Origin of the sequence: Rhizobium sp. Rhizsp42 (genome assembly GCF_047304155.1) — a bacterium.
GTDB lineage: Bacteria > Pseudomonadota > Alphaproteobacteria > Rhizobiales > Rhizobiaceae > Rhizobium.
Map to the genome: position 1 here is coordinate 17,691 of NZ_JBGLYS010000036.1, position 11,393 is coordinate 29,083.

Genomic DNA, 11,393 nt, shown 5'->3' on the forward strand with positions numbered 1-11,393 from the left:
AACCGGAGCCGTCGCCCATGGACTACTCGGCGAAGAGTGTTTGCAACTGTTCCATCATCTTCTTCGCGGTGATCTGTCCGGTGAGAGCCTGCTGCATGTTCGTCTGCCACGCGGTGTTGACGAACTCCGTCACGGCCGACGTCTGCGGCAGTACCTTGGCGAAGGGCAGCGACTGCACCGTAGCGTCGACAAAGCGGCGCTCATGCAGTTTCCAGTTCGCCGAACCACTCTTGGTCACGGTCATCTGGCCGGTCGCACTGTTGAACGCGACATTGTTTTCGCCCTCTGCGAGGAAGGAAATCCACTTCCATGCCGCATCTTTCACCGCCGACGACGAAAAGATCGCCAGCGATTCATCGCCGTAGGATGTCCACTGTCCCTTGCCGCACTTCGGCACCGGCACGGCTGATACCTTATCGCCCAGCGCCGCCACGAGATCCTTGGAGGATCCGATGTGATGGATGGTCATGGCCGTCTTTCCGGATTTGAAGGCGGCTATGATTTCCTGGAAGCCGTCGTTCGGTGCCGAGGGAGGGATGACCTTGTCCTTCTGGAAAAGGTCGACAACCCACTGGTTGGCAGTGATCGCTTCCGGGGTCGTCAGACCGCCCGGCTTCAGTTCAGCGCCTTGCGACATGACGAAAGAGCCCCACTGGTCCCATCCGCCCTTACCGCCACGCAGTCCGAAGCCGTAGGTATCCGGTGCCTTCGTCAGCTTGATCGCGTCGTCCCTGAACTCCTCGCAGGTGGTCGGCGGTTTCAGGCCCGCGGCCTGAAAGAGGTCGGTGCGATAATAGAGGTAGAGAACGACATACTGGATCGGCAGATAATACTGCTGGCCGTCAGGTCCCTTGTTCAGCTCGAGCAGGTTGTCGAGCAAATCGGCCTTGCCCCTCCAGGCATCGATCCGCTCGCCGAGCGGCTCCAGCGCGCCCATCTCGACGAGCCTCGGCTGTGCGAACAGCTTCACCATGGCGGCGTCAGGCGCGTTGCCGCCCACGATCGACGTGTAGAGATTGTCGTAATAGCTGTTCCATGGAACGTTTTCCGCTTCGATCTTGATATCCGGGTTCGCTGTTTCGAACTTCTTCACCAGATCCGACATCGGATTGGCGGGATTGTCGAAATGGTACCAGAAACGGACGGTCTCCGCCGCCATGGCCTGGCTAAAGGCGGCCGAAGCAGTCAAGGCGGCGCCGAGCGCCAAAGTCTTCAGAATTTTCATGCCTTCCTCCTCTTATTATAACGCTATTGGCGGCCGGTCAGAAGCCTTGCCGCATTTCCCGCCGCATGAAGCGCCTCCCGCGCCGCGGCCAGTTCACGAGTGTTCTGCAAGAACCCGTGCATGACGCCCGGGACGATTTGCAGTTCGTCGTCACGGCCAAGCGCCCAAAGGCGCCGGCCAAGCTCAAGTGTGTCGGAGAGCAGGGGATCTACGGCCGCCGCCATGAGATAAAGCGGAGGCAACGACGCCAAGTCGGCATCGTCAGCCATCAGCGGGCAAGCCAGGGGATTGCCGTCAATCGCCTGCCCGCCGGCATAAAAGCTCCAGTAACGCTGCATTTTCGGCCGCGTCAGGCCGGGGCCATTCTCGAACCGGATATAGGACGGGGTCTCGAACGAGCGGGCGTAATTTCCGTAGAACAGCAAGGCGCCATCGGCCTTGGCTCCGCCGGTTGCCTGCTCGTGCAGCATCGCGGCCAATGCGAGGTTCGCCCCGGCCGAGTCACCCGAGATCAGAACCGGCCCGCTCCTGACGCCTGCCTCCTTCGTCGCGGCAAGGACGCTTCGCAGCGCCGAGACGACATCCTTGAGCCCGGCGGGAAACGGATCTTCCGGCGCCAACCGGTAATCCGGCAGGACCACGGGCATTCCGCTCTCGACAGCGAGCACCCGTGCACAACGTTCGTGCGTATCGGGTGAACAGAAGGCGAAACCGCCACCGTGGATGAAAAGAATGACACCGGGGCGAGCGTCTCGCGGAACCAGCACCTTGAGACGGGTCCGCCCCGCTCCCAGGCTCGCGTCTTCGTCCACCCAGACATCGCCGGCGAAATCCATTCTCGGCAAATCGGTATTGCACCGCGCGTTTGCGGCGAGCGATTGAGCACGCCCTTCAGCGGGCGGCAGCGTCGTCGGATCGGGCAGAGCACCGAGTTCCAGGTAAACCGCCTCGATCAAGGCGATCGACTCCTCGGACAGTTCTCCCGACAAATCCACTGACGAGCTCACTGCGTCGCCTCCGGAAACACCTCGGGGCCAAGATCGACAATCGTCGCGATGTGATGCTGCATTGCCTTGGTGGCTCGAAGCGCGTCGCCGCTTTCGATGCAGTCGATAATGCTGCGATGGCGCTCCGCCGTTGCGGCAAGATCCCGGGCCGCGGGGCTGCGGGAAATCTTGAAGCGATGGTTATGAACAAGGCAGCGATGCAGGATCGGGTCGAGGGCCGGAAGGTTTGCGTCCTCGAAAATGCGGCGATGGAAATCCCTGTCGAAGGCGGCCAGCTCCAGTTCGTCACCCATCCTTGCCGCCGACACCATCTTCTCGAACAGCTCGTTCAGATCCCTGATCAACGTCCGGCTCGGCGCCCGCATCACACGCGCCATGCCGTTTCCTTCGATCTGCTGGCGAAGGCGGAACATTTCGATTGCCTCGTCTTCGGTGCATTCCGAGACCTGCGTGCCTCGCCGCCCCTTTCGCAACACGAGTCCCTCCTCCTGTAGCTGCAGCAACGCTTCGCGAACGGTGCCCTGGCTGCATTGGAAATGCGCGGCCAGATCCAGCTCGGTGAGCCCCGTGCCTGGCTCCAGTACGCCGAGCATGATGTCGCGCTTCAGGGCATCGAAGGCGGCCCCCGCCTTTGCCGGCCTGCTCGCTGTCTGCCTGGGAGGAAAATATGCCATGTGCTGGTCCGAAGAGTTGCCAATCTAATCAAGTATCATTATCGATATTGATCTCGATAATGAGCGTCAAGTCAGAAATTTCGATCTGGGAGGAACATGTGGCCGGAATCGAACTGAAAAGAATTGAAAAGTCGTACGGCGCGCTGAAGGTCATTCACGACATCGACGTGACCATCAGGAGCGGAGAGTTCCTTGTGTTGGTCGGACCATCCGGTTGCGGGAAATCCACGCTCCTGCGGATGATCGCCGGCTTGGAGGAGATATCCGGAGGCGACCTGATCATCGATGGCGCACGCGTGAACGACCTTGCGCCGGCCGAGCGCAATATCGCGATGGTGTTTCAAGACTACGCGCTCTATCCGCATATGACGGTCCGCGAGAACATGTCCTTCGGCTTGAAAATGCGGGGCGAGAAGGACGATCGAATATCGGGCCGGGTGGGACAGGCAGCCGATGTGCTGAAGATCGCCGATTACCTCGAGCGACGTCCAGGCCAACTCTCCGGAGGACAGCGCCAGCGCGTCGCCATGGGCCGGGCGATCGTCAGGGAGCCCGCGGCCTTTTTGTTCGACGAGCCTCTATCCAACCTCGATGCAGCGCTCCGTGTCGAGATGCGGCTCGAGATCGCAAAGCTGCACAACCGCATGAAGGCAACGACCGTCTATGTCACCCATGACCAGGTCGAGGCGATGACACTGGCGGATCGCATCGTCGTCATGAACGCCGGCGTCGTCGAGCAGATCGGCAGGCCGCTCGATCTCTACCACAAGCCCTCCAGCCTCTTCGTCGCCCGCTTCATCGGCAGCCCGACCATGAATACGATACCCGCGACGCTGGCAGCCGATAGCGCGGGCATTCAGATCCTTGGCCGGCATCTACCGCTTCAGTTGCCCGTTGCGTCAGCACCCTCGACACGGGACGTTGTTGTTGGCGTCCGGCCGGAAGATCTCAATCTATGTTGCGAGGAGGAAGCCTGGTTCAGCGGTGAGTTGATGGTCGCCGAGCGACTGGGCAGCCAGACTTACGGCTACGTCGAAATCGGCCACTCGAAAATGTTGAGCGTCGAGTTTCCGCGAAACAGCGAGCTCACTGTCGGCGACACGATGCATTTCAGCTGCTCAAGCGGGACCATCCACCTCTTCGACGCGAGCAACGGAGCGAGGTTGTCGGTGTGAGGTAAGACGGTAGGGCCGCCGCGTCGGGCGCATATGCTCTGCTTCACCTACCACAGGGAATTGTGGAAGAAACTTTCTGAGCGTGCATCATGAGGCTGGTCCCATTGCGCCGACTGGCCAGCCGGGACATGCCTCGCATCAGTCTCTTGCACCCAGCTTTGGACGGGGCTTGTGGCATGCGCAATGGCCTAGGCGCGCCCTTCCCTCGCCTGCAGCATCATCAGCGTAAGGTCATCGACCTCACGGTTCTCGGGAACATTGCTAGCCTTCGGCGTTGCCTGGCCGTAGGCTGGATTGCCGCCTTGAGCGAACTGTCGGTTGGAGGACTTTGTTCCGGTGGTAGTCGATCGAGTGCTGCCACTATTAGCATGGGACATTTTCAAGCTCCGTTGGCGCGACGTGAAATCTCCACATCAAATGACGCCGCGGCCAAATGGTTCCGGCTCGAAGATCAGGGCTGGAGAGATTCCGCCCGGCCGCGTATCCGGATTTCAATGCGTCGACGCTCTTGGACATCCCCTGCTTGTCCCGCGGTGAGCTTGTCACCTGGGACGACAAGCTGAGCCGCCGACATCGGCAAGACCGTGACGTCCTTTAGGTTCGCATTGGCTTTCAAGACATTGGCAACCGCGATTGCCCGGGCAAGCCCGAGTCCGGCGTTATCGGCCGGCTGGAGGGCGTCGACAGGGAGTCGGCCGTCGATGACGCCGATCGACGCGTCGTCGAGATTGGAGCTGCTCCTGGCGACGCGTTGCTCGTCAGTGTGACCGATCACCTCGACAACGTCGACCTTGTAACGCTCCAGGTTGTCGGAGATCTGTTCAGCGATCGAAGTCTCAAGCTTTCCCGCGAACTCGGGTGTCAGCGCCGCGCTGCCCGATGTGAAGTAGTAGCCTCCCGCTTCTGACAGATTTATGATGGGAGGCCACTCGCGCGGCTGGACGTCGCCCTTGAGGACCTCCTCCAGTTTGCCTGGTGCTTGGTCGAGGGGAATGTTGTTCTTGGCGAGAACCTTCGCCACGGCCGCGAGCTTTTCAAGATCGGCGGGGCTAGCGTCATTCATCTTGAGCCGGTCCATGATCTGCCGAGCGGACACCAGTTCACGCCATTGGCTCTCGAACTTGGCGCGGTCAGCTGGTGTGATATGCGAGCCAAGTTTCGACTGCGCCTCGACAAGGCGTGCCGACAACTCCATGTTCTGTGTCTCCAGCTGTACCAGCCGCTGTTCCGCGACCATGCGTTGTTTGCGCTCGGCGGTGATCATCGCTGCGGCGACCAAAAGCAGGCAAAAAACAAGCAGGAGCATGGACTCGGCCATGGTGAGGCCGAGGATGAGGCCGCGATTATAGCCCTTATGTTCGAGCTTGGGGCTCGCTTCCGCCCTGGTCACCATCTGAACAGCCGCCGTTTCGGTTCGGTGTCCGGACCCGGTTGCCCGGAGCCGACATCCTCCAACGTGCCGCTCGTGGCGTCCGCGTTCGTTTGATCGCCCGCCCCGGCGTCAATGTTATCAGTATCCGGCGGAGACGAGGTAGGGGAAAGCGGCTCTCCCTGGCGTTCCAGGGCTTCGGCAATTCGATCCAGTTTGCTGCCCATGCCATTGAGTGGTTTGAGAGCCTCGTCGATCTTGATAGCCTGGGAACGGGCCTCGGCGAGCCCCTCCTCCATCCTGCGCGAATGTGCGTCGGTCATGTCCTTGATCGCATCGACCGCGGGGTTGAGCTCCAATCGGATGAGGTCCTCCGGCTTCCTGATTTCGCCAAGGCGCGCGCCGACGCCCTCGACGGCCACCCCAAACTTGTCGATGATGGTGGAGAGCTTGTCGGTCGTCTCGGTTAGTTTCCTTGTTGCTTCCGCTGCCTGATCGGTGACCGACCTATTGTGGTCCTCGAGAATGGAAGAGAGTTTGGTTGCGGCTTCCTGGATTGGGATGATCGCCTCCTTGGAGATCGCCTCGATCACCTTGCGGATTTCCTCGCCGTTTTTCTCCGCCTGGCGGCCGATCTCCTCGAAGCCTTCCGTCAGCATCTGGTTGCTGACGCGACGGTAGTTCGAGAACTCGCGAGCCGAAGTGTCGAGCTCGGTGCGTACGCGTCTCGTCATCTCCGCCAGCTCGTGGCGGGCGCTGCGTTCGATGTCGATCGGATCGCGGCGCATCTGGTTGAACAGAATGCGCAATGTCACGCCGGCGATCGTCGACGTCACCGCGATACCGAAGTTGCGGACGATCGTCTCGATGGAGGTTTCGCCGGCAAACAGGTAGAGCGACACGCCAAGGCTGGAGAGCGTGAAGAGGAACCCCATGTAATAGAGGTTGTCGCCCGCTTGCTCGTTGTGGAGACGAAAGCCGGCGAGCGCGATCGAGGCCAGGAAGTAGATGGCCATCAGCGCCAGTGGAACCGCGGTCACGACTAGGGTGGACCAAGCGGCCAGTTTGGCCGACCAGATGAATGCCATCCCTCCGATCGTCACGGCGGCAAACAACACGATCGGAGCCCAGTCTCGAAGAGCGGTCCTTCCGGTATCGTTCGTCGCCATTACCGTAACCCCTCCAACCGGGTGAAGCCCGCGAACTCCCCGTTGTTGTTCTCCACCCATGATTTCCAAAACGTGGCGAGGTCCTCCATCTTGAACTTCTGCCCCGGTCTTTGAAAAGCAAGGATTTTAACCTGCACTCCATCCAGGGACGTCCGGAACTTCTCCCTCGCCGGGCTGGCTTCGAACTTCGCTACCGAAACCCCTTCACGGTAGCTGGAGAAGTCAGCTGTATGCTCGACCATGTCCGAGGCTATGTACAAGGTTTTATTAATCCCGGCGGGCAAGGGCTGAAACGCCTCGAGGTTTATCCGCTGGATGCCCGCCATGATCGGGGAGAACTCGCCCGAAGCACCCGAGCCGAGCTTGCCCGCGATGTTGTCCAGGGGCTTCTGGAAACCCTTCTCCCAACGCTGCTGCACGAGCTTGGGATTGCTCGTCCATTCGTTGGCGAGAGCGCCACTACCAGGATTGCAACCATGAAAAGTCCGCTCAAGCTTGCCCTCCTCGTCGGTCAACGCGAAAACATCGATCGCGCCGTTGACAGGCACGCTTGAAACCAATCGCTGGAACTGGTTTTTCAGATCGATTGATGTCGCTTCGGAGATCGGATCGGTCACATCCAGCAGGACCGCTATCTCGCTCTTCGGCCCCATAGTTGGGCAAAGGGACGCCTTGTCCAACGAGATCGTCGACATCGCTTGATACTTGAGCCACCCGAAGGCTCCGACCATTCCCAGCGCCACGGCCGAAAGCGCAATCGTTCCAATCACGGCGCCTGTCGAGAAGCCGCCTTTTCTTGATCGACTGCTACGCCGCCTGTTGCGAGCCAACGCCTGCCTCCGGGAATAGATTGTCTAGTTTGTGATATTGCGCGACCGCGGCCTCGAAGGCGAAGCCGATCTTGCTGATTTGATCGTTGAGTTCAGCCTGGGCGATCTGGATTCGTTCGGTCAGAACGCGATCGTCCCAGTCCTCGCTCGTCTTCACCACCGGGTTGATCCGCTCGAGCTTGTAAGCGACGGCGAAATACTGGGGCTCGGCGTCCGTTCTCGCGGCACGGTTGGCCTCCCGATACGCCGTGAGGACGGAATTCGCCGTCCGCTCCAGATGACCTTGATATTCGGCGAAAAGCCCCATGGTCCGTGTACGATGGGCGATGATGGCGGCGGATTCCCGACGACGCGAACTCAGGTCCCTGACGATCTCCTCGATCTTTCCGTTGTGCTCGTCACGGATTTCGCGAAGGTTGTCGATGAGATCAAGCTTCCCGGAGATGTAATTTTGTCTCGCCTCGTCCAACCGCCTTTGGACCCCCGCGAAACCTGGATATGCGTCGGTCAACATGCACCCGTCGATGAACGCCAGGATCGAGAAGAAAATCCCGATGGCAAACAGCATCCAGGAATTGAGCTCGACCAATCCGAGCGGATTTTCCCGAATGCGGCGAATGACCTCCGTCCCCGCCCCCTCGATGATGGTGGCTGAAACCTCGCGGTAGTGGGCCAAGGCGAAGTTGACCGCGAGCGCGACCGCGATGTAGCCAGCCAGGCCGACCAAGCCGAATAGCTTCATCAGCCAGGATCGATGCACAAGGTTGCGGACGCAGAAGATGGCGAATAGCAGTGCCGAGCCGATATTGAGGACAGCGAAGACGACTGCCTCCGTAATGCCACCGATAATACCTTGCTCGCTGCCCTTGGCGAGGAAGTTGCCGTTCATGACGATTTCGACGAGGATGAGGACGACAAGCAGGGCAATCTTGACGCTTGTCGCGCCCGCGCTTGGGACCTTGGCCGCGCGATCGAGCCCATGGCGACGCTTGAACGACGTCATTTCGTCTTCCGCGATCTTGAGGTCGCGGCGCAAGCCATGCAGTTCGTCGACCCCACTGGCGATCTCGGCCTTGAAGTCCGAGAGGCTGGACGCGTTCGCCTGGCGAATGAGCCCGAACTGACCCTCGAAGTCCAGGTTCCGCAACCTGGTCTCGAATGTCTGAAACTGATCCTCGAGGACTTGATAAGCCGATGCCTTCTCCTGCTCGATGCGGCCCACCACCAGCTGCTCCACTTCATCCAGGGATTGTGCCGAGGTCGCGGGGCGGTTCGCCCGTCCGTTTGCCTCGCCCTTCTCACGGACATTCAGTGCGTGGATAAGCTTGTCCGTGTCGAGCTGTGGGAAAATCTCCGTCGAGGCGCGGAAGTCGTGGCTGGATTCACGAACGCCGGACCAAAGGTTGTTTAGTGCATCAAACGGCAAGGCATCCTCGTCGGAAACATGGTTGCTATTGTGTGACCTTGAAAGGCGTATCTCAGAGGTTTTAATCGGTCCAGTGACATTGGCGCCGAAAGACTTTAATCACCGAGCACGGTTAATCTGTGTCCTGTTCGTTCGCCCCAAGGCAAGATGCGACCCGCATTGCCGCGATTGTCCGGGTCGGTGCCGCCGTCCAAGACGTTTCCAGTCAGCCGATCGAGGCAACCGGCGTGGAGGCGGAACGTGTCCGCGCCAGGCTCCAGGAAAATTCCCGCGAAGGTGAGGAAGGAAACCGATGGCGGGAGCGTAGACATCAATCAGCATGCTCACTTTCGTCCTCGAGGACCGCCTGGAGCCACTCAAAATTCGGGAGATGGTTGTCGAGGCGGGCGGGACGGGATCCGCCGAGGAAGCGGAGGCATTCGCTCCCCGACCCGATTCATGTGATCAGGATCGATGCACGCGAGGCCCTGATCCTGGTGGAGCGAGATCGAGACGGTATTTTCAGCATGCTTGGAGAGGTTGGTGGTGGCGAATAGACAAAACACGGGGCCCCGGTCCCAGCGGGGCGGCGTGAACTCGCCGATGGGACGTGGTAAGGCGGTGCCGGAATGCCCTCCGCCATGACGCACTCGTCGGCATAAGTAATGATCGATCGGTCTTTGAGCGTCGTCGGCGTTGAGGAAACACTCCAGGATTCGAGCTCCATGCGCTGGCCCACAATCAGCGAATGGACGGCGGGAGCTCCACGGCGTAGTGCCGCGATCCGCGCCCGCAAAGATAGACCTCACGTTCGGGATTGCTCTCGATCGTGAAACCAGAACTACGAAGCATCGCCTCCATCGCCGCCTTATTGGGAACAAACCAGTTCGTGGGATCGGAAGCATAGCGTTCTTCCACGAAGAAGAGTTTTGGATAGTCGGGTCGGTCAAACATCGCCCACTCCGAAAACTCGTAGTTCTCCTGGAGGTCTGGAATTCGTTCGTCGCCACGTTGCAGGCATTGAAATAGCATCTGGTCGCCCACGACATGCTGATGGAGAAGATCAAGCGCGAGCAGCGGATGGCGCAGATGGTAAAGGACGCCCATGAAGATCACGAGGTCGAACGTGTCGCCGAGTTTACCGACATCGTAGACCGACATTTGGCGGAACTCCACGTCGAGCCCCGATTGTTCAGCGGCGAAACGAGCCTGGCGAAGATAGCGCGGGTCGGAATCAATGCCCACCACCCGGCCGGCATTCCGTCTCTTCATCTCCAGTGAGTAGAAACCGGCATTGCACCCCACGTCGAGGACACTCCGCCCTTCAAGATCCTCGGGAATGATATTTCGAAATCCCTGCCATTTGAAGTTTGGGTAGTCGCCAAGAAAGTGGTTCGGTGCCGTCTTCACACCCTTGATGTCCAGGTTGTGAAACCAAGGGCCGAGTTCGATGATCCTTGCTTGCAGGTCTTCTTGAGGCAGCGTGCGGTGGGTATCCATGCCTCATACCCCCATGCGCAGGTCAGCGGCTTGAACGGCTTGCCCGCTGGGAATGGCCGCCCCAGCACGCCCAACCTCCTTCACGAACCAGTCCGCCGTCATCCTCAGACCCTCGGCCAGCGGCACGCGCGGCTCCCAGGAGAGCAGTTCGCTCGCGCGGGAAATATCCGGACGCCGCCGCCGCGGATCGTCCTGTGGTAGGGGCCGATAAACGATTTGCGACGCGGAAGGAACCATGTCCATCACCTTGACGGCCAGCTCGTTGATGGTGAACTCGCCAGGGTTGCCAAGGTTGACCGGTGCCCCCGGATTGGGATCGACATCCATTAGCGCCATCAGCCCGGCGACCAAATCGCTGACAAAGCAAAAGGAACGTGTCTGTTCGCCGGTGCCATAAATCGTTAATGGCTCACCGGAGATCGCCTGAACGAGCAGGTTTGAAATGATGCGGCCGTCATTGGGCTGCATGCGTGGACCGTAGGTATTAAAGATTCTCGCCACTCGGGCATCGACGCGACCGGTGCGTAGCATGTCGAAGCATAACGCCTCGGCGGCTCGTTTCCCCTCGTCGTAGCATGCCCGAGGGCCGGTGCAGCTGACATTGCCGCGATAGTCTTCCCGCTGCGGATGCTCGGCCGGATCGCCGTAAACCTCGCTGGTGGAGGCCTGAAGGAAGGAGGCGCCATTTTGTTCGGCGAGCTTCAGGAGATTGCCAGTGCCACCCACGCAGGTCATCATCGTATGAACGGGGTCGGCCTGGTATTGTGGCGGGGAGGCCGCGCAGGCGAGGTTATAGACCTGGTCCACCGGCTCGTCCAATTCCGACAGAGCACAGATGTCCTTCTGAATCAACCGGAAGTTCGCGTGGTTCATCAGCGGGCGGACATTGTGTCGCGAGCCGGTGATATAGCTGTCGACGCAAATCACTCGATCACGGCGGGCGAGCAGTGCGTCGCAAAGATGCGAGCCCACAAAGCCGGCGCCACCGGCGACAACAACGGTCTTGCCTTTTTCATTTCGGGTTCCAAGCGGCATTTTG

11 protein-coding genes are annotated in these 11,393 nt (G+C 60.0%); 1 reads left to right on the top strand and 10 read right to left on the bottom strand.

Features of this window, described 5'->3' with window-relative positions; genetic code table 11:
* Nucleotides 1-22: 22 nt before the first annotated feature.
* The 3 genes from ACCD05_RS25820 to ACCD05_RS25830 are packed head-to-tail and all read right to left on the bottom strand — an operon-like array spanning nt 23 to nt 2,906.
* Nucleotides 23-1,225 carry an ABC transporter substrate-binding protein gene (locus ACCD05_RS25820; RefSeq protein ID WP_413396287.1) on the bottom strand — a complete coding sequence of 401 codons (1,203 nt, stop codon included), beginning with the start codon at nt 1,223-1,225 and terminating at the stop codon, nt 23-25.
* 23 nt (nt 1,226-1,248) lie between these two features.
* The gene (locus ACCD05_RS25825) at nt 1,249-2,181 is read right to left on the bottom strand and encodes an alpha/beta hydrolase (RefSeq protein ID WP_413396289.1); all 933 of its coding nucleotides are present in this window, start codon (nt 2,179-2,181) and stop codon (nt 1,249-1,251) included.
* Nucleotides 2,182-2,228: 47 nt separating this feature from the next.
* Complete coding sequence (locus ACCD05_RS25830) at nt 2,229-2,906, bottom strand: GntR family transcriptional regulator (protein WP_111563927.1); 678 nt, start codon at nt 2,904-2,906, stop codon at nt 2,229-2,231.
* A 98-nt stretch (nt 2,907-3,004) separates the two neighbouring features.
* Between ACCD05_RS25830 and ACCD05_RS25835 the strand changes: the two genes are divergently transcribed.
* The gene (locus ACCD05_RS25835) at nt 3,005-4,081 is read left to right on the top strand and encodes an ABC transporter ATP-binding protein (protein ID WP_413396291.1); all 1,077 of its coding nucleotides are present in this window, start codon (nt 3,005-3,007) and stop codon (nt 4,079-4,081) included.
* A 188-nt stretch (nt 4,082-4,269) separates the two neighbouring features.
* Here the strand turns inward: ACCD05_RS25835 and ACCD05_RS25840 are convergent, their stop codons facing one another.
* The 7 genes from ACCD05_RS25840 to ACCD05_RS25870 form a co-directional block, all read right to left on the bottom strand.
* Nucleotides 4,270-4,458 carry a hypothetical protein gene (locus ACCD05_RS25840; protein WP_112991129.1) on the bottom strand — a complete coding sequence of 63 codons (189 nt, stop codon included), beginning with the start codon at nt 4,456-4,458 and terminating at the stop codon, nt 4,270-4,272.
* Between the two features lie 74 nt (nt 4,459-4,532).
* Nucleotides 4,533-5,474, bottom strand: coding sequence for an OmpA family protein (locus ACCD05_RS25845; protein ID WP_113201222.1), 942 nt, complete (start codon nt 5,472-5,474; stop codon nt 4,533-4,535).
* Complete coding sequence (locus tag ACCD05_RS25850) at nt 5,468-6,619, bottom strand: hypothetical protein (protein WP_413396316.1); 1,152 nt, start codon at nt 6,617-6,619, stop codon at nt 5,468-5,470. Before ACCD05_RS25850 ends, ACCD05_RS25845 begins: the two co-directional genes overlap by 7 nt.
* Nucleotides 6,619-7,449 (bottom strand): hypothetical protein, encoded by an 831-nt coding sequence (locus ACCD05_RS25855; RefSeq protein WP_413396293.1) that lies wholly within the window; start codon nt 7,447-7,449, stop codon nt 6,619-6,621. Before ACCD05_RS25855 ends, ACCD05_RS25850 begins: the two co-directional genes overlap by 1 nt.
* Nucleotides 7,427-8,875 (bottom strand): hypothetical protein, encoded by a 1,449-nt coding sequence (locus ACCD05_RS25860; protein ID WP_413396295.1) that lies wholly within the window; start codon nt 8,873-8,875, stop codon nt 7,427-7,429. Before ACCD05_RS25860 ends, ACCD05_RS25855 begins: the two co-directional genes overlap by 23 nt.
* 720 nt (nt 8,876-9,595) lie before the next feature.
* Nucleotides 9,596-10,354 carry a TIGR04290 family methyltransferase gene (locus tag ACCD05_RS25865; protein ID WP_112436036.1) on the bottom strand — a complete coding sequence of 253 codons (759 nt, stop codon included), beginning with the start codon at nt 10,352-10,354 and terminating at the stop codon, nt 9,596-9,598.
* Nucleotides 10,355-10,357: 3 nt separating this feature from the next.
* On the bottom strand, nt 10,358-11,389 hold the full coding sequence (locus ACCD05_RS25870; RefSeq protein WP_112436037.1) for a UDP-glucuronic acid decarboxylase family protein: 1,032 nt from the start codon (nt 11,387-11,389) through the stop codon (nt 10,358-10,360).
* Nucleotides 11,390-11,393: the final 4 nt, after the last annotated feature.

What these genes read in the sequence shown, in the direction of transcription:
- ACCD05_RS25845 (WP_113201222.1), bottom strand. Translation starts at nt 5,474, where the DNA reads ATGGTGACCAGGGCGGAAGCGAGCCCCAAGCTCGAACATAAGGGCTAT.
- ACCD05_RS25820 (WP_413396287.1), bottom strand. Translation starts at nt 1,225, where the DNA reads ATGAAAATTCTGAAGACTTTGGCGCTCGGCGCCGCCTTGACTGCTTCG.
- ACCD05_RS25840 (WP_112991129.1), bottom strand. Translation starts at nt 4,458, where the DNA reads ATGTCCCATGCTAATAGTGGCAGCACTCGATCGACTACCACCGGAACA.
- ACCD05_RS25850 (WP_413396316.1), bottom strand. Translation starts at nt 6,619, where the DNA reads ATGGCGACGAACGATACCGGAAGGACCGCTCTTCGAGACTGGGCTCCG.
- ACCD05_RS25865 (WP_112436036.1), bottom strand. Translation starts at nt 10,354, where the DNA reads ATGGATACCCACCGCACGCTGCCTCAAGAAGACCTGCAAGCAAGGATC.
- ACCD05_RS25830 (WP_111563927.1), bottom strand. Translation starts at nt 2,906, where the DNA reads ATGGCATATTTTCCTCCCAGGCAGACAGCGAGCAGGCCGGCAAAGGCG.
- ACCD05_RS25870 (WP_112436037.1), bottom strand. Translation starts at nt 11,389, where the DNA reads ATGCCGCTTGGAACCCGAAATGAAAAAGGCAAGACCGTTGTTGTCGCC.